Source organism: Blastococcus sp. CT_GayMR19, from assembly GCF_004570385.1.
Taxonomy (GTDB): domain Bacteria; phylum Actinomycetota; class Actinomycetes; order Mycobacteriales; family Geodermatophilaceae; genus Blastococcus_B.
The window spans coordinates 18,549-38,709 of the sequence record NZ_SPQL01000011.1 but is presented as its reverse complement, the minus strand read 5'-3'; the positions used below and the strand labels follow the sequence as shown (position 1 = coordinate 38,709).

Here is a 20,161-nt window from a genome sequence, read left to right as displayed (position 1 = left end):
CTCAGAAACCGGCGGCCAGCGCGTTGACCACCGCGTTGAGCAGGCGGGCGTGGTGTTCCAGCAGCTGGGGGCGGTGCCCGTCGGGGCGGACGGCGGCCAGGTGCCCGGCGGCGGTCCAGAACTCGTCGCCGTCGTCGGTGCCCAGGAGCAGGCCGTGCACCGCCGGGTCCTGGGCCAGCCGGCGGACCTGCGGGGTGTCCTCCGCGGCGAGCAGCTGCCAGCGGGTGTCGAAGGCCTCGTCGCCACTGGGGATCGGGACGAGCCCGCCGGTGCGGTGCTTCCAGAGCCGCGCCGGGGAGAGCCGCAGGCCGGGCACGGTGCCGAGCAGCGGGGCGGCCGTGACGGCGTACTCCGGCACCAGGTAGCGCCCCGAGGCGAAGACGATGTCGAACGCGACCAGGTCGAGGGTGCCGGAGCGTCCCCGGAGCACGCTGGCCGGGCGGTGGTCCTTCGTCGGCCGCACCGGAGCGGAGGCGACCAGGTCCCGGAGGACGGCGTCCTCGGGGGCGTTCCCGTCGGAGATGGTCCAGCCCTGCTGCAGCGCCCATCCCTGGGCGCCGACGGCGTCCCCCTCGTAGGTGAACACCTTCTCGACCTCGCCGGGCGCCCGCCGCCGCGAGCCGAAGAAGCCGCCGCCCGGCCGCTTCCCGGCAGGGGCGGGTGAGGGGTCCTGGGACGGCACCCCGGAGGGGCCACCGGCGGGCGGCAGGTGGTCCCGATCAGGGGTGGCGGGCGGCAGGTCCCGGTCGGGGGTGGCGGGCGGCAGGTCCCAGCCCGGCGGCGTCCACGTCTCGCGGTCGGAGGTGTGGTCGCTGTCGCGCGGCTTCATCCGGCGGTCCGCGATGTTGGGCTCGATGTCGGAGTCGCCGGCCGGCTCGTTCCCCGAGAGATGGGGCGGTTCCTGCCAGTCGCCGCCGTCGTCGGCGCCGTCTCGGTCACGCGGGCTGCTCATTCGTGCCTCTCCGTCATGGTGCTGTCCTCCGGGCGCGATCCGGACCTCGCGGTCCGGCCCGGCTAGCCGTACGTGTCCCGCGGCCCCCGCCCGCGGACCGACCGCGGGCCCTTCTTCCAGCTCGGGGCCGTCGGTCCGACAACGCGCAAGCGGGTCACCACGTTTCCGCCGACCTGCGCGTGCAGCCGGCCGAGGATCGTGGGCGCCATCAGCCGGAGCTGGGTGGCCCATGCCGTCGACTCGGCGACGACCAGCAGTTCGCCCTCGGTCAGGGTCTGCGGCCGGCAGTGGCCGGCGATGTCCGGGCCGACCAGCGCCTCCCACCGGCCGAAGACGGCGCCCACGCGGGTGCGCTCCGACCAGTCCTGCTCGGTGACCAGCGAGTCGACCAGCCGGCCGAGCGGCTGGGGGTCGTCGGCGCCCGGCCCGGCGCCGGTCCAGCGGCGGCGGGGGCCGGCGATCCGGCGGCGCGTGGGCTGCGGCCGGGCCGCCGAGGCGGCGCGCGCCGCCTCCAGGGCGGCGCGGGCGATGTCGCTGGGCCGCGCGGGCCGGTCCTCGGTCATGGCACCCTCCCCTCGGCGAAGCCGGCGCCGTCCTTCACCACGACCGCGTAGCCGTCGCCGACCTCGACGCGGACACTGCGCAGCTCCTCCGGGACGTCGTCGACCACGGCGGCGGTGATCAGCGTCTGCTCCGCCGAACGGGCGACCGCGGCCAGAGCCGCCCGGCGCTGGGTGTCGAGGGTCGCGAAGACGTCGTCCAGGATCAGGATGGGGTCCTCGCCCTCGGCCCTCAAGAGGGCGAACGTGGCGAGCTTGAGCGCCAGCGCCAGCGACCACGACTCCCCGTGGCTGGCGAACCCCTTGGCGTGCGCCGGGCCCAGGTGCAGGACCAGGTCGTCGCGGTGCGGGCCGACCAGCGTGATGCCGCGGTCCAGCTCGTCGCCGCGCCGCTCGGCCACCCGCTCCCGCATGGCCGCGGTCAGCTCGGCCGCGGAGGGCTGCGGTCCGGGCGCGACCGGGCTGCCGTCGCCCGCCGCCGGGACGGAGGACGAGTAGCCGAGGCCGGCGATCACCGCGCCCGCCCCGGCCACGCCGGCGTAGGACTCCGCCACGTGCGGGGCCAGGTCGGCGATCAGCTGCAGGCGCGCCGCCAGCAGCTGCCCGCCGAGGTCGGTGAGGTGGCCGTCCCAGACGTCGAGGGTCTCGATGGCCCTGCCCCGCGCCAGGCGCGCGGTCTTGAGCAGCGCGTTGCGCTGCTTGAGCACCCGGTCGTAGTCGCTGCGGACGCCGGCCAGCCGCGGTGTGCGGGTCACCAGCAGCTCGTCGAGGAAACGGCGGCGCTCGGTCGGATCGCCCCGGACGAGCGCGAGGTCCTCCGGCGCGAAGAGCACCGTCCGGACCATGCCGAGCAGCTCGCGCGGCCGCGGGAGAGGGGCGCGGTTGACCCGGACCCGGTTGGCGCGCCCCGGGTTGATCTCGATCTCGACCAGCAGCTCACGGTCGCCGCGGCGGAGCGCCGCCCGCACCACCGCCTGGGCGTCGCCGTGCCGGACCAGGGGCCCGTCGGCCGACACGCGGTGGCTGCTCATGGTCGCGAGATAGCCCACCGCCTCGACGAGGTTGGTCTTGCCCTCGCCGTTGCGCCCGACGAAGACCGTCGGCCCGGGACCGAGGGCGACGTCCACCTTCTCCCAGTTGCGGAACGACCCGAGCTGCAGGTGCCGGACGTACACCCGTCACCCGCCCCCGAAGGGCCGAGATGGCCATTGTGGCCCCGATCGCGGACGGCGGCCGACCGCCGGCCCGGCCACAATGGCCATCGTGGCCGGATAGGACGTGCGGTGCCTCACGCGGGCTTCTCGGCCTCCTGGGCCTGGACGGCCTTCACCGCGTGCCCGCCGAACTGGTTCCGCAGCGCCGCGACCGCCTTCATCGTCGGGGAGTCCTCCTGGCGCGAGGAGAACCGCGCGAACAGTGACGCCGCGATGGTCGGCATGGGCACGGCGTTCTCGATGGCCTGCTCGACGGTCCACCGGCCCTCGCCCGAGTCCTCCGCGTAGCCACGGATCTTCTCCAGCTCCGGGTCCTCCTGCAGCGCCCGGACCAGCAGGTCCAGCAGCCAGGAGCGGATCACGGTGCCCTGCGTCCACGAGGCGACGACGCCCGGGACGTCCTCGATCAGGTCGACGGCGGCCAGCAGCTCGTAGCCCTCGCCGTAGGCCTGCATCATCGCGTACTCGATGCCGTTGTGGACCATCTTGCTGAAGTGCCCGGCGCCCACCGGCCCGGCGTGCACGAAGCCGACGCCCGGCATCTCCTGGCCCGACTCGTCGACCGGCCGCGGCGGCCGCAGCGCGTCGAAGATCGGCTGCGCCTTGGCGACGTCGTCCTTGGTGCCGCCGACCATCAGGGCGTAGCCGTTCTCCAGGCCCCAGACCCCACCCGAGACGCCGGCGTCGATGTAACCGATGCCCTTCTCGCGGCACATCACGTCGTGCACCTGGTCGTCGGTGTACTTGGAGTTGCCGCCCTCGACGATCACGTCGCCCTCGCTGAGCAGCCCGGCGAGCTCCTTGACGGTGGCCTTGGTCGGCTCACCCGAGGGAACCATCACCCAGACGACCCGCGGCGCGGCCAGCGCCTCGATCAGGGCGGGCAGGGTCTCCACGTCCCGCTTGCCGGGTGAGTGGTCGTAGCCCACGACCTCGTGCCCGGCCCGGCGCAGGCGCTCGGCCATGTTGCCGCCCATCTTGCCCAGCCCGATCAGTCCCAGCTGCACGACGTCGTCCCCTCTCGGCGGTTCTCGAAACTCGGTCCCTCATCGTGCTGGCCGGGGCCCTTTCCCGCGAAGCGAGGAACAACCTGCCCGCGAAGCGGGGACAGCCGGCCCTCGGAAGCGGGAAGGACTGTCAGCCGCGGTCAGCCGGGCAGCCGCACCGGCATGATCAGGTACCGGTAGCTGCCCGGTCGCTCCGCGGGCTTCCCGTCGTCGGTCTGCTGCTCCTCGACACCGGAGAGCACGGCGGGCTTGAGCGGGCTGGTGAAGTTCATCCGCGCCCGCTCGGTGTGCACGGCGGCCAGGCCGTCGAGCAGGAACGTCGGGTTGAAGCCGATGGTCAGGGGTTCGCCGTCGAACTCGACGTCGCAGCGTTCCTCGGCCTGCCCCTCGTCGTCGGTGCCGCCGGCCCGCAGCGTCACCTGGCCCTGGGTGAACTCGCAGCGCAGGGGGGTGCCGCGCTCGGCGACCAGGGCCACGCGCTTGGCGGCATCGGTGAACAGCCCGACCGGCAGCGTCGCGTGCGAGGCGGACTCGCTCGGCATGATGGCCCGGTACTTGACGAACTCGGCGTCCAGGAGCCGCGTCGTCGTCTGCCGGTCCTTGCCCGACAGGCCGAGGATGCCCTCGCCGGCGCTGCCCGAGGACAGCGAGACGACGATCTCCGGGCCGCTGGTCAGCGTCTTCGCCGCGTCGGCGAGCGTCCGGGCCGGCACCAGCACCGCGGCGGACACCCCTGAGGTCTCCGGCCGCCAGGCGAACTCGCGCACGGCCAGCCGGTACCGGTCGGTCGCGGCCAGGGTGATCAGGTCGTCCTCGATCTCCAGCCGGACGCCGGTCAGCATCGGGAGGGTGTCGTCCCGGCCCGCCGCGACGGCGACCTGGCTGACCGCCTCGGCGAAGACGTCGCTGTCGACCAGGCCGGCGGAGGAGGGCATGGACGGCAGCGAGGGGTAGTCCTCGACCGGCAGCGTCGGAAGACTGAAACGGGCGTTTCCGCAGGTGATGGCCAGGCGGGGGCCCTCGGCGGTGATCTCCACCGGGTGCGGCGGGAGCGCACGGGTGATCTCGGCCAGCAGCCGGCCCGGCACCAGGACCCGTCCGCTCTCGGTGGCCTGCACGTCGACCTCGGCGCGCGCCGACACCTCGTAGTCGAATCCGGAGACCGACAGCGTGTTGCCGTCGATCTCGAGCAGGATCCCGGCCAGGACAGGTACCGACGGCCGCGGCGGCAGGCTGCGCGCCGTCCACGCGACGGCGTCGGCGAGCACCTCACGTGCCACCCGGAACTTCATCTCTCGACCCACCCCAGCCTCTGCCCGCCGCCCGGCCGGGGTCCCGCCTGATGGCGGGGCCCGGAGGGGCGGATCTTCTCGTCCGTCGGTGCACCCGGTCTCCGGCGTCCCCGCTCGTCCGGCCCCGGTGCGGTGCTCATCGTGCCTGCTGCGGCCCCTCGGGGGAACGCCGGTCCCTATTGGCGTCTCTTTGACCGCCCTGGGCACCTCTGAACGCACGGTCCCCACCCAGAGTGTGGTTCAAGGAATTCTCGATCCAAATAACTCATCTTCGTCATCACACGTGTGGAAGCTGGGGATCGAGGCCGTTCCCGCTGCTCAGTGGCCGAATGCGCCTGTTGGCCGGCTGTGGGTGGTGACCGTCCTTCCTGTGTCGACACGTGGACATCTCGACGGTTGTGCACCGTGACCGTCCGCCGTCCACCTGCTCTCCCCTGCCTCTCCCCGCTCCGTCCCCAGACCGGCGAGGGACCGGCAACAGGGGCGTCCCGAGGCGTGTCGGCCGAAGGTGCACGTCCGCGGCGTCCGCAGGCGTCCGAGGGCGTCCGCGCAGGTCAACGCCCGATTCCGGGAAACGGCCAGGCCCCGTTGACAGCCGCCCCGGATACCGGCTCCGTCGACCGGCCGAGCCGTCACACGGCTCCGGCAGAGATCTCCCCAGCCTGTGCACATTCCTGGGGACAACTTCTCGACGAGTCGACCGCGTCGGGCCGCCGACCGGCCGGGAAGGGCGGTGACGAACGGGTGTCCCCGAGGTGTCCGGCGGGATCCGCGGCTGTGGATAGTGACCGGCCCACGAACATGCTCCTCGTAGCAGGGGGACGGCACCCGTCGGGCCGGGTGGGGGCCGGAGGCTCCCGCGCAGGCACGACTCAACGGCTCCGCGTGCTGGGGGACGGCAATTGGAAGCGGTGTCGTCCGGAGGACGACGGTGTCACTGGCGGGCCCGGCTCTTGATCCGGGCGGTGAGCTCGGTGACCTGTGTGTAGGTCGCGCGGCGCTCGCTCATCAGGTTGGTGATCTTCTTGACCGCGTGCATGACCGTCGTGTGGTCCTTGCCCCCGAACGAGGCCCCGATCCGCGGCAGGGACAGCTCGGTGAGCTCACGGCACAGGTACATGGCGATCTGGCGGGCGTTGACCAGCGTGCGGCTGCGGTTGGCGCCCTGCAGCTCCTCCATCGTCACGGAGAAGTACTCCGCGGTCGCGGCCATGATGATCGCCGCGGTGATCTGCGGGCCCTGCTCGTCGCTGATCAGGTCCTTCAGCACGAGCTCGGCCAGCGGGAGGTCCACCTGCTGCTTGTTGAGACTGGCGAACGCGGTCACGCGGATGAGCGCGCCCTCGAGCTCGCGGATGTTGGTCTGCACCTTGCTGGCGATGAACTCCAGCACGGCGTCGGGCACCTGCAGCCGCTCGCCCCAGGCCTTCTTCCGCAGGATCGCGATGCGGGTCTCCAGGTCGGGCGCCTGGACGTCGGTGATCAGGCCCCACTCGAAGCGGGTGCGCAGCCGGTCCTCCAGCGTCGTCAGCTTCTTCGGCGCGCGGTCGGAGGTGATGACGATCTGCTTGCTGGCGTTGTGCAGCGTGTTGAAGGTGTGGAAGAACTCCTCCTGCGTGCGCTCCGCCCGCTCCAGGAACTGGATGTCGTCGATCAGCAGGAAGTCGATGTCCCGGAAGCGCCGGCGGAACTCCTCGGCCCGGCCGGAGTGCACGAGGTTGATGAACTCGTTGGTGAACTCCTCGGTGCTCACGTACCGGACGCGCACGTTGGGGAACATCCGGGCCGCGTAGTGCCCGATCGCGTGCAGCAGGTGGGTCTTCCCCAGCCCGGATTCGCCGTAGATGAACAGCGGGTTGTACGCGCGGGCCGGCGCCTCGGCGACGGCGACCGCCGCGGCATGGGCGAACCGGTTGCTGTTGCCGATGACGAAGGAGTCGAAGACGTACTTGGGGTTCAGACCCGGGTCCAGGCCGGCCGGACGGCGGTCGGCGAACCCTCCCCCGGCGTCCCGCCCGTAGCCGCCCCGGCTGTCGGGACGTCGGCCGCGGCCGTTCCCGGGCCGACCGGCGCGCTGGTCGGCGGGGACGTCGAGGTCGAAGGGCAGCACGTCGGCCGACGAGTCGTCCTCCGAGCCGCCCCAGTCGCGCCCGCCCAGACCGCCGGCAGCGTGCGTGCCGCCGGGCGGTTGCGTGCCGCCGGCCGGCTCCGCGGACCCGGTCCCCCAGGTCTGCGTGCTCCAGTCCTCGGGGGCTCCGCGGTCCACCGGCCGCGGCGTCGGGCCGTCCACCGACCGCAGTTCCCGGGCCTCGGCGTCGGAGCGGCCGGACAGCGCGTCTCCGGAGCCCCGGTCCCACGGCGGCGTCCCGACCGCGTCGGTCCGGACGCCGAACGCGCTCCGCCCGTCGTCGGCGCGGTCGCGGGTGGCGCGGTCCTCCTCGGCACGCTGCGCCTCGGCGTCGGACCAGGGACGGCGGGTGGGCTCCTCGTCGCGGGTGTCGGCCGGCGGCCCGGCCGGTGCGTCCTCGAGCTGCACGGCGACCCGGATGTCCCGGCCGAACTGCTCGGACAGTGCCTCGGCGAGCACTCGGCGCATCCGGGACTCGAGCACGGTCTGGGTGAACTCGTTGGGCGCGGCCAGCACCGCCGTGTCCTCGACCAGCCCGAGGGGACGGGTCAGGTTCAGCATCGCGTTCTGCTGCGGGGACAGACTCGTCGCCAGCCGTTCGCGGATCTGGTCCCAGACCGTTGCCAGGTCCAGCGTGGCGTCCGCCATGCGGCCCGTCCTCCCATTGCAGTCGACCCCGGTCGCCCCCGGGCAGGTCCCGGGACCGGTATCCCCGCGCGCTTCGTGTCCACCGTGGCGGTGCCCCGTTGTGGACGCACGGACACACTGGTTCCACACCGGTGTCCACAGGGTGTGCACGGCCGGGGACCGATCGTGCGGCGCTTCCTCCCACTCCTGACCGTGACCCGCATATCTGCTGGTCAGAGCCGGGATCTGGCTGAGGTTGCGCTGTTGCGGACGCGGTCGACCACCGGGATCGGCCCACCCGCTCGACCCTGTCCTGCGACCTGGGGCGACGGCGACGCTAACAGCCCCGTCCACAGCCCGGCAACGCTCGGGGAGACGGTCCCGGCGCGTCGGCGTCCCCAGCCGGTCCGCCCACCACGGCGCGTCCGCGTGCCCCGACGGGCCGTCCGGGGGGACCATGGGCGGTCCGCATGCGGCCGCCCGCCGGTCCTCGCGCTCTCTCGGTTATGCTGGCCTGAGTCTGTGGACGGCTCCGACGTGTGCCGGTCCGCAGAACCAGCTTCCGGGGTTGCCGGGGTGCGGCTCCGGCCGTTCACCGGTCCCCCGCGCGTCCCCGTCCACCGACGGGTACGCACCGTCGATGCCATGTAGTGGGAGTACTTCGTGAGCAAGCGCACGTTCCAGCCGAACAACCGACGCCGGTCCAAGACCCACGGTTTCCGGCTGCGGATGCGGACCCGCGCGGGCCGGGCGATCCTCGCCGGTCGTCGGCGCAAGGGTCGCGAGAACCTCTCCGCCTGACGTGTTGCCCGCGCAGGCCCGCCTGCGCCGGCGTCCGGAGTTCACCGCGGTCGTCCGGTCCGGCCGACGCGCCGGGCGACCGACCATGGTGCTCCACTACCTCCCCGAACGGCCCGCTCCGGCGGCCGGTGGCCCGGCGTCGAGCCAGGCGCCGCCGACCGGCCCGCGGGCCGGTTTCGTGGTCGGCAAGGCGGTCGGCAACTCGGTGGTGCGCCACCGCGTCACCCGCCAGCTGCGGGCCGCCGTCCGTGCCGAACTGCACCGGTTCCCCCCGACGGCCGACCTGGTCGTCCGGGCCCGGCCCGAGGCGGCCGCGGCAGGCTCGGCGGTCCTCCGGCGCGACCTCTCCGCCGGGATGAGCCGTCTCCTGGGCGACGGGTCGCGGTCCTCGTGAGCGGCGCCGCAGTCGATCGCCGCCGCTCCCCCGTCGGGCGCGCGCTGCTGGCGGCCATCGGTTTCTACTCCCGGGCGATCAGCCCTGCCCTTCCGCCTCGCTGCCGCTTCTACCCGACCTGCAGTGCGTACGCGGCCGAGGCGGTCGAGCGGCACGGCGCCTGGCGCGGCACCGGTCTCGCGCTGCGCCGGCTGATCAAGTGCGCGCCCTGGCACCCGGGTGGCTTCGACCCCGTTCCGGGTGTGGCCCTGCCCTCCCCCGGAACCGGAGAAGGCGGCCACTCGTCGAGCATCCCGGCGCCGTCACCGGCGTCCCCGGGCGACCGGCCCGATCCTCCCCACCGAGCCACCCCGACGGACCCCCGCCGGGCGAACGAGGAGTCCTCCGTTGCTTGACTGGCTGTACACCGGCATCTCCTGGGTGATGGCACGCTGGCACGCGCTGTGGAACCTGGCGTTCGGTGATCCGCCGGCCGAATCCGGCCTTGCCGGCCTGGCCTGGGTGCTGGCGATCGTCTTTCTGGTTGTGACGATCCGGATCCTGCTGTTCCCGCTGTTCGTCAAGCAGGTCAAGTCGCAGCGGGCCATGCAGGAGCTCCAGCCGGAGCTCGCGAAGCTGCGCAAGCAGTACGGCAGCGACCGCCAGGGCATGGCCGCGGCGCAGCAGGCGATCTTCAAGGAGCGCGGCGTCAACCCGCTGGCCGGGTGCCTGCCGATCCTGCCGCAGATCCCGATCTTCCTGTCGCTCTTCCACGTGCTGCGCCGCCTGGCGCCCGGGAAGCCTGGCCTCTACAGCTGGTCGCCCGAGCTCACCGACGAGGCGGCCCGCGCCAAGCTGTTCGGCGCCCCGATCTCGTCCTCGTTCGACATGTCGGGCGAGAAGGAGCGGGCGATCCTCGAGATCACCGGCGGCTCCTACGGCAGCATCCGGACCGTCTCCTTCGTGCTGATCGTGATCATGTGCTTCACGACCTTCTTCACGCAGAAGCAGATCATGTCGCGCTCGGGCCCGGTCGAGGGTCAGGCCGCCACCGTGCAGAAGTTCATGCTCTACGGGATGCCGCTGAGCCTGTTCGTATCCGGCTTCTTCTTCCCGGTCGGGGTCCTCCTCTACTGGTTCACCAACAACCTGTGGACCCTGGGCCAGCAGTTCTTCATCCTGCGCAAGCTGCCGCCGCCCGGATCGGCCGCCCACAAGGCCAAGGCGGACGCCGACAAGCCGTACGTGGACCCGAAGTCGCTGGCTCCCAAGCCCGGCGCCAAGCCGGTGCGCAGCAAGCCGGGACGCCCGGCGACCGCCACGCTGCCCGAGAACGACGCCGACGCTCCCGGCGCCACCGGCGCGGGGGACGGTGCGCCCGGAACCGCGGGGGACGGCAGCGGCAGTGGCGGTGGGTCCCAGGCCTCGGGGAAGGGCGCCGCGCCCCGGCCCGGCGGACAGGGCCCGGCCAACCGCGGCAAGCGCAAACGCCGCTGACCTGCACCGACGCCCCGCCTGCACCCGCCGGCCCACGACCACCGGGGATACCCCGGCCACCCGCCCCCACCTGGGAGGAACCTCCGTGAGTGCTCCACAGCAGCCGTCGTCCGATACCGCGGTGTCCGACACCACACTGTCCGACACCGCCCCGGCCTACACGGCGCCGGCGTCCTCGGCGTCGTCCGACGACCTCGACTCCCTGCCCGACGCCGACGCCGCCAGTGACGACGCAGTCCTCGAGGCGTCCGATGCCGGTACGCAGGAGGCGGGTGTGCCGCGTGCGGCTGCCGCGCAGTCCGAGGACGACGACGAGGACGACGAGGACGACGAGGACGACGACGACGGGGACCCGCTGGTCCGTGAGGGTGACGTCGCGGGGGACTACCTCGAGCGGCTCCTCGACATCCTCGACGTGGACGGCGACATCGACCTCGACGTGGAGGGTGACCGGGCGTCGGTGGCGATCGTCGGCGGCAACCTCACCACGCTGATCGGCCCCGACGGCGCCACGCTCGAGGCCCTCCAGGAGCTGACCCGGCTGGCCGTGGCGCAGGACACCGGCGTGCGCAGCCGGCTGATGCTGGACGTCGGCGGGTTCCGGGCCAAGCGGCGTACGGACCTCACCGCGCTGGCCGGCGAGGCAGCTCGGCGTGTCGCCCAGAGCCGGCAGCCCGAACGCCTGTCTGCCATGAACCCGTTCGAGCGCAAGGTGGTGCACGACGTCATCGCCGGAGTCAGCGGCGTCCACAGCGAGTCGGAGGGCGAGGAGCCGAACCGGCGAGTCGTGGTCCTGCCCGACAAGTGAGCGGACGCGCCTCCGGGCAGCACGGCGAACTCCCCCACCCCGCGGGCGGGGCTCCCGACGACCGCCCGCGGGGCGGGGCCGCCGGCCCCGTCGCGCCGGCGGCCGCGGCCCGGGTGTTCGCGGAGGCGCTGCCCGCGGCCGAGCGCTACGTCGCCCGGCTGGCCGGTGACGGCGTCGTCCGCGGCCTGATCGGCCCGCGGGAGGTCCCTCGGCTGTGGGAGCGGCACGTGCTCAACAGCGCTGCCGTGGCCGAGGCCGTCCCCCAGGGCGCCCGGGTCGTGGACGTGGGCAGCGGTGCGGGCCTGCCGGGCATCCCGTTGGGCCTCGCCCGGCCCGATCTGACGGTTACCCTGGTGGAGCCGATGGCCCGGCGGGTGGATTTCCTCGAGGAGGCCGTCGCCGAGCTCGCGCAGCTGGAGGCCGGTGCCCGCCTCGACGACCGCCCGGGGGGCAGCGTTGGTCCCCGCTGGCGGGTGGTGCGCGGCCGGGCCGAGGACCGGTCCGTCGTGGGCGCGGTGGGGACGGTCGACGTCGTCACCGCTCGGGCCGTGGCGCCGCTCCCCCGGCTCGTCGGCTGGTGCCGCGGACTGATGCGGCCCGGCACCCAGCTGGTCGCCCTCGTCGGCACGCGGGCGGTGGAGGAGCTGCCCGCGCTGCTGCCGGAGCTGGCCGCAGCCGGAATGCGCGACGTCCACGCCCGGGCAGTCGGTGCGGCGCTCGGCGACGCTGCCACTACCGTGGTGGTCATGACGCGTGGAGCGCGGTGACCGGGCCGCGCGCCGCACAGCCCGACCTTCTGTTCCACGTGGAACAGGGACAGCACTTCGATCGGTTCCACGTGAAACGGATCGTCAGGAAGGACCCGCGATGACCGACCCGGGTGAGCGGCTGCGGAGCAGTCTCGCCACCGACTCGGCATCTTCGGCCGGGTCGGACTGGGACAGCCCGATCGCCATGGAGGCGCTGCGCGCCACGCGCGTGCTCCATGCCGCCGATCAGGAGCCGTTCCCGGCGCCGAGCCGGATCCGGATCATCACGATCGCCAACCAGAAGGGCGGCGTCGGCAAGACGACGTCGACGGTCAACCTCGGCGTCGCCCTGGCTCTCTACGGGCTGCGCACCCTGGTCATCGACCTCGATCCGCAGGGCAACACGAGCACGGCTCTCGGTGTCGAGCACACGGTGGGCACCCCGTCCGTCTACGACGCCCTGGTCGGTGACAGCACGCTGTCCGAGGTGGTCCACCCGACGACGGCGAGCCCGAACCTGCGCTGCGTCCCCGCGACGATCGACCTCGCCGGTGCCGAGATCGAGCTGGTCTCCGTGGTCGCCCGTGAGCACCGGCTGCGCCGCGCGATCGAGGCGCACATCTCGGCCCTACCGGAGGAGCAGCGGCCGCACTACGTGCTCATCGACTGTCCGCCGTCCCTGGGTCTGCTGACCCTCAACGCCCTGGTGGCCGGCGACGAGGTGCTCATCCCGATCCAGTGCGAGTACTACGCGCTGGAGGGGCTCGGGCAGCTGCTCTCCAACATCGATCTGGTGCGGGCCCATCTCAATCCGGCCATCACGGTGCGCTCCATCCTGCTGACCATGTACGACGGCCGGACGAAGCTGGCCGACCAGGTCGCGGACGAGGTGCGCAACCACTTCGGGGACCTGGTCCTCACGTCGGTCATCCCTCGCAACGTCCGGGTCTCCGAGGCTCCGGGGTACGGCCAGTCGGTCCTGACCTACGACCCGGGCTCGCGCGGATCGACCAGCTACGTCGAGGCGGCCCGCGAGCTCGCCCAACGCGGCGCCGTCCTCCCCCCGCTCGAGCGGCCGGTCACCGCCGGCGGACTGCCACCGGTCCCCCCGGTCGCGGCGCTGATCCTCGGTGAACCCGCCGCCCCGACCGCCGAACCGTCCAGCACGCAGGAGAGCCAGTGAGCACCACCCTTCGCGAGGAGCGGTCATGAACAAGCGCGGCGGCCTGGGGCGTGGGCTGGCGGCCCTCATCCCCACCGGTCCGGCCCCCACTCCGGTGGAGCAGGCGGCGCCGGCTCTGGCGTCCGCCCCGGATCCGGACTCCGCGGCGACGACGCCTGCCCCGCTGAGCCCGGCGCCGACCGTCACCCTGGTTCCGGCGCCCGCCCCGTCCCCGGTGGCCGACGCCCGAGCCGAGGCCCGGGCCGAGGACGAGGGCGCGGTCGGCGTCCCCGGTGCCCGGTTGCTGGAGCTCGCGGTCGGCGACATCGTCCCGAATCCGAAGCAGCCGCGGCTGGCCTTCGACGACGAGGCGCTCGAGGAGCTGACGCACAGCGTCAAGGAGTTCGGCCTCCTCCAGCCGATCGTGGTGCGGGAGAACGCCGATTCCCCCGGGGGACGGGTCAGCTACGAGCTCATCATGGGCGAGCGGCGGCTCCGGGCCGCCCGGGCCGCCGGCCTGGACTCGGTTCCCGCCATCGTCCGGGACACCACGGACGACGCGATGCTCCGGGACGCGCTGCTGGAGAACATCCACCGCGTCCAGCTGAACCCGCTCGAGGAGGCCGCGGCCTACCAGCAGCTGCTCGAGGAGTTCGGCGCCACCCACGAGGAGCTCGCCGGCAAGATCGGGCGCAGCCGCTCGCAGGTGACCAACACGATCCGGCTGATGAAGCTGCCGGTGAAGGTGCAGACGCGGGTCGCGGCCGGGATCCTCTCGGCGGGTCACGCGCGGGCCCTGCTCGGGCTGGCCGACGCCGATGCCCAGGACGCGCTCGCCACCCGGATCGTCGCCGAGGGGATGTCGGTCCGCGCCACCGAGGAGGCGGTCGCGATGGCCGCCGCGGAGCAGCCCGCCGCCAAGCGCCGGTCCCGCAAGATCAGCGCCCCCGGGGTCGAGGAGCTCGGCACCCGGCTGTCCGACATGTTCGAGACCAACGTGAAGATCCAGATCGGCCGCGCCAAGGGCCGCATCGTCGTCGAGTTCGGTTCGGTCGACGACCTGCAGCGGATCATCGGTGTGATGGCGCCGGGGATCACCGGGCGCCGTCCGGACGCCTGACGCACCCGCCCCAGTTCACGCGCGGGCTTTCGTCACAGACGATTTCCCGCGCGATCCTCAGCGCGTGGTGCTCAGCGCGTGGTGCCGGCGCGGAGAGCGAGCAGCCGGGCGAGGACGTCACCGAGCTCGTGACCGGCGGCCTCGACCGCCATCGGGAACATCGACGTCTCGGTGAGGCCCGGGGACACGTTCACCTCGAGGAAGTGCACCTGCCCGTCCGGGGTCACGATCGCGTCGGTGCGCGACAGGTCCGCCAGCCCGAGCACCTCGTGCACCCGCACCGCCAGGGCGGCCGCCCGCTCGGAGACGTCGTCGGTCAGCCGGGCCGGCGCGTGGTACTCGGTGAGCCCCGGGGTGTAGCGGGACGTGTAGTCGAAGACACCGGACTCCGGCTCGATCTCGACCGCGGGCAGGGCCTCCGGGCCGTCGCCGAGGTCGACGACCGACAGGGCGAGCTCCACGCCCTCGACGAAGCGCTCGACGAGGACGGTGTCGCCGTAGGCGAAGCAGCTGACCATGGCGGCCGGCAGGTCCTCGACCCGGGTGATCTTCTGCGCGCCGAGCGCGGAGCCGCCCGAGGCGGGCTTGACCATCAGCGGCAGGCCCAGCCGGGCCACGATCAGGTCCAGTACCGCGCCCGCGCCGAGCTCCCGGAAGGTGCTGTGCGGCAGCGCCACCCAGTCCGGCGTCGTCACCCCCGCGGAGCGCACCACCGACTTGGCGGCCGGCTTGTCCCAGGCCAGCCGGCAGGCGGCGGCGGGCGAACCGACGTAGGGGACGCCGGCCAGGTCCAGGACGGCGCGCAGGGCGCCGTCCTCCCCCGTGGCGCCGTGCAGGGCGATGAAGACCGCGTCGGCGGGCGCCGCCGCGAGGCCGGGCAGCAGCCCGGCGTCCGCGTCCCGGATCTCGGCGTCGACGCCGGCGCGGACGAGCTCCTCCCAGACCTGGGTGCCGGAGGAGAGGCTGACCTCCCGCTCGAAGGTCAGCCCGCCGGCCAGGATGACGGCCCGCAGGGCGTGCCGGTCGACCTCTTCCGCCGCTGCGGAGGAGGGGATGGCGGTCTCGCTCATGGGCGGTCGTCCTTGCCGGTGTCACGGTTGGCGGGCCCGACGATCGTCTCGGCCTCGTGCCCGGGAACGGCGCCGCTGACCTGGCGGAACGTGCCCGTGTCGACGGCGTCGAACGTGGAGTGCAGGTCCAGCTCGGCCTCGATGACCCGGGCCAGCCGGCGCACGCCTTCACGGATCCGGTCGGGTTCGGGGTAGCAGTACGACAGCCGCATGTACTCGCGGCCGTTGCCGTCGGCGAAGAACCCGATGCCGGGCACGTAGGCGACGTGGGCGTTCACCGCGCGGGGCTGCATCAGCTTCGCGTCCAGGCCGTGCGGCAGCTTCAGCCACACGTAGAAGCCGCCCTCCGGCCGGGTCCACGCGGTGCCGGCGGGCATGAGCGCGGCCAGGGACTCCAGGCAGGCGTCGCGGCGTTCGCGGTACAGCTCGGTGAAGGTCTTGATCTGCTCGCGCCAGGGCTGGGTGTCGAGGTACCGGGCGACGGCGTACTGGGTGAGCGACGGCGGGCAGAGCACCTGCGCCTCGGTGGCGAGCACCAGCTTCTCCCGGACGGCGAGAGGAGCCAGCACCCAGCCGACCCGGAGCCCCGGCGAGAACGTCTTCGAGAACGAGCCGAGGTAGATCACCCGCTGATTGTTCCGGGCCCGCAGCGCGCGCAGCGGCTCGTGCTCGAACCCGAGCAGGCCGTAGGGGTTGTCCTCGATGATCAGCAGGTCGTACTTCTCGGCGAGGGCCACGATCGCCTCGCGGCGGGGCTCGGAGAGCGTCACGCCGGCCGGGTTGTGGAAGTTCGGCACGGTGTAGAGGAACTTGACCCGGTCGCCGTTGGTGCGGCAGTCGAGCAGGGCCTCCTCCAGGGCCTCCGGGATCAGCCCGTGCTCGTCCATGGCGACGTGCCGCACGCGGGCCTCGGCCGCCTGGAAGACGCCCAGCGCGCCGACGTAGGAGGGCCCTTCGGCGAGGATCACGTCGCCCGGGTCGCAGAACACGCGGGTGACCAGGTCCAGGCCCTGCTGCGAGCCGACCGTGACCACGACCTCGCTGGGCGAGGCGTCCGTGATGCCCTCCAGAGCCATGACGTCGCAGATCCGCTCGCGGAGCCGGGGATCGCCCTGACCCGAGCCGTACTGCAGGGTCTGGGCGCCCATCCCGGAGACCAGCTCGCCGATCATCGAGCCCACGGCGTCGAGCGGGAGCGCGGTGACGGCCGGCATCCCACCGGCCAGGGACACCACCTCGGGCCGGCTCACCACGGAGAACAGGGCGCGGATCTCGGAGGTCTTCATCCCGTGGGTCCGTGCTGCGTACCGGTCCGCCAGCGGGTCCAGCCGCGGGTGGCGCGGCACGACGTGGGGATGTGCACCGTGCGTCAGGTGCGTCCCCGGGGAACCGGGACCGGCGGGCGGGCCGGGCGGGGTGATGGCCACCCTCAGGAGTGTAGGGAGTGAAGCGGTGGGGGCAGGGCGGGACACAGTGAACGGACGGACCGGTTCGTGCCGAGTGGGCCCCGGAGGGGTCCGCGCAGGCGTGACGCAGCGGCTCAACGGCATCGGGGAACGGCCGTTGGCCGCGGCATCTCTGGCGAGCCGACGTACCCCAGGTTGTCGTGCCGAGTGGGACCCGGAGGGGTCCGCGCAGGCGTGACGCAGCGGCTCAACGGCATCGGGGAACGGCCATTGGCCGCGGCATCTCTGGCGAGCCGACGTACCTCAGGTTGTCGTGCCGAGTGGGACCCGGAGGGGTCCGCGTAGGCGTGACGCAGCGGCTCAACGGCATCGGGGGACGGCCGTTGGCCGCGGCATCTCTGGCGAGCCGACGTACCCCAGGTTGTCGTGCCGAGTGGGACCCGGAGGGGTCCGCGTAGGCGTGACGCAGCGGCTCAACGGCATCGGGGGACGGCCATTGGCCGCGGTGTCGTCCGGAGGACGACAGAGTCATAGCCGCCGTGCGATCCGGAGGATCGCCATGTCATCGTCATCGCAGCTCCCCCAGCACGAACGTGCCGGTGGGTGGGTCGGCGTCGGCGGGCAGGTAGAGCCGCTGGACGGCGGCCAGGACGGCCTGTGCGACGGCGCTGCGCACCCGGGCGTCGAGCAGCAGCAGCCGGTCGACCGGGTGCGAGAGGTAGCCGCAGTCCAGCCGGACGGCGGGCATCCGCGTCATCCGGAGCAGGTCCCAGGTCTTGGGGTGCGAGCCCAGGTCGAGCATGCCGGTGCGGGCGACCACCTCCCGGCGGACCAGGTTGGCGAACTGCTCGCCGAACGTGGAGGAGGCTCCCGAGCCGGTGCCGTAGTAATAGGCGGCGACCCCGCGGGCGTGCTCGGACCTGTGCGAGTCCAGGTGCAGCGAGAGGAACAGGTCGCCGCGGGCGTCGTTGGCGAACGCCGTCCGCTCGGCCAGCGAGGGGCCCTGGTTCCGGCCCCGGGTGAGGTAGACGGTGGCGCCCGCGGCGGCGAGCCGGCCCTCGATGCGGGAGGCGAGATCGAAGACCAGGTCGGCCTCGGTGGTCTCGCCGACCGTGAAGCCCGTCTCCTCGCCGCCGTGGCCGGCGTCCACGACGATCCGGCGCCCGATCAGGTGCGGGCCGCTGTCGACGAACGAGGCGCTCTGCCGCAGCAGCTGGGGCCGGCCGCCGGTCACCTTGCGGCCCAGTTGCCGCAGCGCCCGCAGGGTGGCGGGCCCGCACGTTCCGTCGGAGTTGAGTCCGTAGTCCCGCTGGAAGGCCCGGAGACCCGTCTCGGTCTCGGGACCCAGGATGCCGTCGGCGCGGCCGGCGTCGTAGCCGAGCTCCAGGAGGCGCTCCTGCAGGCTGATGACGTCGTCGCCGCGCATGGGCCGCTCGGGGTCGTAGCGCAGCAGCCGGTCGCCGAGGGACCACCTGGCCTCGTTCAGCGCACGGTAGGTCTCCTCGCCGACCCGCCCGTCCACGGAGAGGCCGCGGACCTGCTGGAAGTGGCGGACCGCGAGTTCGGTCGCGGCGTCGAACTCCGCGGTCTCGAGGGGGGCCGTGTCGAGCGGGGTGTGGCGGAGCGGAATGGTGTCCAGCGGCCCGCCAGGGGCCGTCGCCGTCGCGGATCGGGCCTCGCCGCCGAGGAGACCGAGGCTCCGCAGCGCGGCGCGCACGTCGGCGACGGCCGGACCACGGTCCCCGAGCCTCAGGATCTGCATACCGCTGTCGGTTCCCATCACAGCGCCGCTGGGGGACGCGAAGGCTTCGCCGTATTCATCGTGTGCCGATTGTCGTCCCCGCCGTCCCGACCGGCCCGGTGGGGTCTCCCCGGACGGCAACGGGCCCACCCGCCCGGGTTGGACGAATGGGCCCGTTCCCTCGCTTCGCTCACTCGGAGCGAGCCGGAGGGTGTGACTCAGAGGCCGGCGTAGCCGTTCCGGCTCCCCAGCGGAGCTGCGTTCAGATGTAGTCGGCGAGGTCGCTCAGGATGGCGCCCTTCGGCTTGGCGCCGATGATGCTCTTCACGGGCTTGCCGCCCTGGAACACGGTCATCGTCGGGATGGACATGACCTGGTAGTCCCGGGCGATCTGCGGGTTCTCGTCGATGTTGAGCTTGGCGATGGTGAGCTTGTCGCCGTGCTCGGCGGCGATCTCCTCGAGGACGGGGGCGACCATCTTGCAGGGGCCGCACCACTCCGCCCAGAAGTCGACGAGCACGGGCTTCTCGCTGCCGAGCACGTCAGTGGCGAAGCTGGTGTCGGTCACCGTCACGGTGTTGCCTGCCATCGGTCGTTCTCCCTCTGGTTCGACTGCTGGAAGTACCTGTGGGAGGAACCCCCAGGTCATCGGATCTATGCCCGCGGGTCAGCGCTCGTCGAAGGTCTCGGCGAGCCAGCGCTCCGCGTCGATCGCCGCAGCCGCGCCGGTGCCGGCCGAGGTGATCGCCTGACGGTAGATGTGGTCGACGACATCGCCGCAGGCGAAGACGCCGTCGATGTTCGTGCGCGTGCTCGGGTGCTCGACCTGGATGTAGCCGGCGTCGTCGAGCTTCAGCTGGCCGGCGAACAGCTCGCTGCGCGGGTCGTGCCCGATCGCCACGAACAGGCCGGTCACCGGGACGGTCTCGGTGGCGCCGGTTGCGACGTCGGTGAGTTCGACCCCGGAGACGGTGCTCTCGCCGAGCACCTCGGTCACCTGCTTGCCCAGCGCCCACCGGATCTTCTCGTTGTCCTGCGCGCGCTGCTGCATGATCTTCGACGCACGCAGCTCGGGCCGCCGGTGGACGACGGTGACGGTCTTGGCGAACCGGGTGAGGAAGGTGGCCTCCTCCATCGCGGAGTCGCCGCCGCCGACGACCACGATGTCCTGGTCGCGGAAGAAGAAGCCGTCGCAGGTGGCACACGCCGAGACGCCGCGGCCGAGCAGCCGGGCCTCGTTCTCCAGGCCCAGGTACCGGTACTTGGAGCCGGTGGCGACGATGACGGCGTGGGCGAGGTGCACCTCGTTGCCGACCTTCACGACCTTCGGGTCGACGGCGAGGTCCACCTCGGTGACGTCACGCGGGACCAACTCGGCGCCGAAGCGCTCGGCCTGCGTGCGCATGTCGTCCATCAGCTGCGGGCCCTGGATGCCCTCGGGGAATCCCGGGAAGTTCTCGACCTCGGTGGTGGTCATGAGCGCCCCGCCGAACTGCGAGCCCTCGAACACGAGCGGGTGCAGGTTCGCGCGCGCGGCGTAGGTCGCGGCCGTGTACCCGGCCGGTCCGGACCCGATGATGATGAGGTCGCGGATGCCGTCGTGCTCGGCCGGTGGGATCGCGGGGTTCCCGCTCGTCGTCACGGCCGGGCCGGG

Annotated in this window: 19 protein-coding genes; 8 read left to right on the top strand and 11 right to left on the bottom strand. The window is 73.0% G+C overall.

What is annotated here, in order from left to right; translation table 11 throughout:
• Nucleotide 1: 1 nt before the first annotated feature.
• From E4P39_RS15480 to dnaA, 6 genes are all read right to left on the bottom strand, one after another.
• The gene (locus E4P39_RS15480) at nt 2–952 is read right to left on the bottom strand and encodes a hypothetical protein (RefSeq protein ID WP_135137476.1); all 951 of its coding nucleotides are present in this window, start codon (nt 950–952) and stop codon (nt 2–4) included.
• Nucleotides 953–1,014: 62 nt separating this feature from the next.
• Nucleotides 1,015–1,515, bottom strand: coding sequence for a DciA family protein (locus E4P39_RS15475; protein WP_135137475.1), 501 nt, complete (start codon nt 1,513–1,515; stop codon nt 1,015–1,017).
• Nucleotides 1,512–2,687, bottom strand: a complete 1,176-nt coding sequence (recF, locus tag E4P39_RS15470; RefSeq protein WP_135137474.1) for a DNA replication/repair protein RecF — start codon at nt 2,685–2,687, stop codon at nt 1,512–1,514. Before recF ends, E4P39_RS15475 begins: the two co-directional genes overlap by 4 nt.
• 113 nt (nt 2,688–2,800) lie before the next feature.
• Nucleotides 2,801–3,733: a phosphogluconate dehydrogenase (NAD(+)-dependent, decarboxylating) gene (gnd, locus tag E4P39_RS15465; RefSeq protein WP_135137473.1), complete on the bottom strand. Its 933-nt coding sequence runs from the start codon at nt 3,731–3,733 to the stop codon at nt 2,801–2,803.
• A 140-nt stretch (nt 3,734–3,873) separates the two neighbouring features.
• On the bottom strand, nt 3,874–5,025 hold the full coding sequence (gene dnaN, locus E4P39_RS15460; protein ID WP_135137472.1) for a DNA polymerase III subunit beta: 1,152 nt from the start codon (nt 5,023–5,025) through the stop codon (nt 3,874–3,876).
• A gap of 934 nt (nt 5,026–5,959) precedes the next feature.
• Entirely contained in the window at nt 5,960–7,801 is a 1,842-nt protein-coding gene (gene dnaA, locus E4P39_RS15455; protein WP_135137471.1) for a chromosomal replication initiator protein DnaA, read from the bottom strand.
• A 642-nt stretch (nt 7,802–8,443) separates the two neighbouring features.
• Between dnaA and rpmH the strand changes: the two genes are divergently transcribed.
• The 8 genes from rpmH (at nt 8,444) to E4P39_RS15415 (ending at nt 14,290) form a co-directional block, all read left to right on the top strand.
• Nucleotides 8,444–8,581 carry a 50S ribosomal protein L34 gene (gene rpmH / locus E4P39_RS15450; RefSeq protein WP_026856313.1) on the top strand — a complete coding sequence of 46 codons (138 nt, stop codon included), beginning with the start codon at nt 8,444–8,446 and terminating at the stop codon, nt 8,579–8,581.
• A 1-nt stretch (nt 8,582) separates the two neighbouring features.
• Nucleotides 8,583–8,975, top strand: a complete 393-nt coding sequence (rnpA, locus tag E4P39_RS15445; protein ID WP_135137470.1) for a ribonuclease P protein component — start codon at nt 8,583–8,585, stop codon at nt 8,973–8,975.
• Nucleotides 8,972–9,370 (top strand): membrane protein insertion efficiency factor YidD, encoded by a 399-nt coding sequence (yidD, locus tag E4P39_RS15440; RefSeq protein WP_135137469.1) that lies wholly within the window; start codon nt 8,972–8,974, stop codon nt 9,368–9,370. Before rnpA ends, yidD begins: the two co-directional genes overlap by 4 nt.
• Nucleotides 9,363–10,451 (top strand): membrane protein insertase YidC, encoded by a 1,089-nt coding sequence (yidC, locus tag E4P39_RS15435; RefSeq protein ID WP_135137468.1) that lies wholly within the window; start codon nt 9,363–9,365, stop codon nt 10,449–10,451. Before yidD ends, yidC begins: the two co-directional genes overlap by 8 nt.
• Nucleotides 10,452–10,572: 121 nt before the next feature.
• Nucleotides 10,573–11,259: a protein jag gene (locus E4P39_RS15430; RefSeq protein ID WP_245159864.1), complete on the top strand. Its 687-nt coding sequence runs from the start codon at nt 10,573–10,575 to the stop codon at nt 11,257–11,259.
• Complete coding sequence (locus E4P39_RS15425) at nt 11,256–12,026, top strand: 16S rRNA (guanine(527)-N(7))-methyltransferase RsmG (RefSeq protein ID WP_245159863.1); 771 nt, start codon at nt 11,256–11,258, stop codon at nt 12,024–12,026. The genes E4P39_RS15430 and E4P39_RS15425 overlap by 4 nt, the downstream gene beginning before the upstream one ends.
• A 100-nt stretch (nt 12,027–12,126) precedes the next feature.
• A complete protein-coding gene (locus E4P39_RS15420) occupies nt 12,127–13,191 on the top strand; it encodes a ParA family protein (protein WP_135137467.1) in 1,065 nt (354 codons plus the stop codon).
• 25 nt (nt 13,192–13,216) lie between these two features.
• Entirely contained in the window at nt 13,217–14,290 is a 1,074-nt protein-coding gene (locus tag E4P39_RS15415) for a ParB/RepB/Spo0J family partition protein (RefSeq protein ID WP_135137466.1), read from the top strand.
• 71 nt (nt 14,291–14,361) lie between these two features.
• Here the strand turns inward: E4P39_RS15415 and E4P39_RS15410 are convergent, their stop codons facing one another.
• The 5 genes from E4P39_RS15410 to trxB form a co-directional block, all read right to left on the bottom strand.
• Nucleotides 14,362–15,360, bottom strand: a complete 999-nt coding sequence (locus E4P39_RS15410) for a D-alanine--D-alanine ligase (RefSeq protein WP_135137465.1) — start codon at nt 15,358–15,360, stop codon at nt 14,362–14,364.
• Nucleotides 15,357–16,787, bottom strand: coding sequence for a PLP-dependent aminotransferase family protein (locus tag E4P39_RS15405; protein ID WP_245159862.1), 1,431 nt, complete (start codon nt 16,785–16,787; stop codon nt 15,357–15,359). The genes E4P39_RS15410 and E4P39_RS15405 overlap by 4 nt, the downstream gene beginning before the upstream one ends.
• A 547-nt stretch (nt 16,788–17,334) precedes the next feature.
• Nucleotides 17,335–18,528 (bottom strand): N-acetylmuramoyl-L-alanine amidase, encoded by a 1,194-nt coding sequence (locus E4P39_RS15400; RefSeq protein WP_135137464.1) that lies wholly within the window; start codon nt 18,526–18,528, stop codon nt 17,335–17,337.
• Between the two features lie 241 nt (nt 18,529–18,769).
• Nucleotides 18,770–19,096, bottom strand: coding sequence for a thioredoxin (trxA, locus tag E4P39_RS15395; RefSeq protein ID WP_135137463.1), 327 nt, complete (start codon nt 19,094–19,096; stop codon nt 18,770–18,772).
• Between the two features lie 78 nt (nt 19,097–19,174).
• Nucleotides 19,175–20,149 (bottom strand): thioredoxin-disulfide reductase, encoded by a 975-nt coding sequence (gene trxB / locus E4P39_RS15390; RefSeq protein WP_135137600.1) that lies wholly within the window; start codon nt 20,147–20,149, stop codon nt 19,175–19,177.
• Between the last annotated feature and the right edge of the window lie 12 nt (nt 20,150–20,161).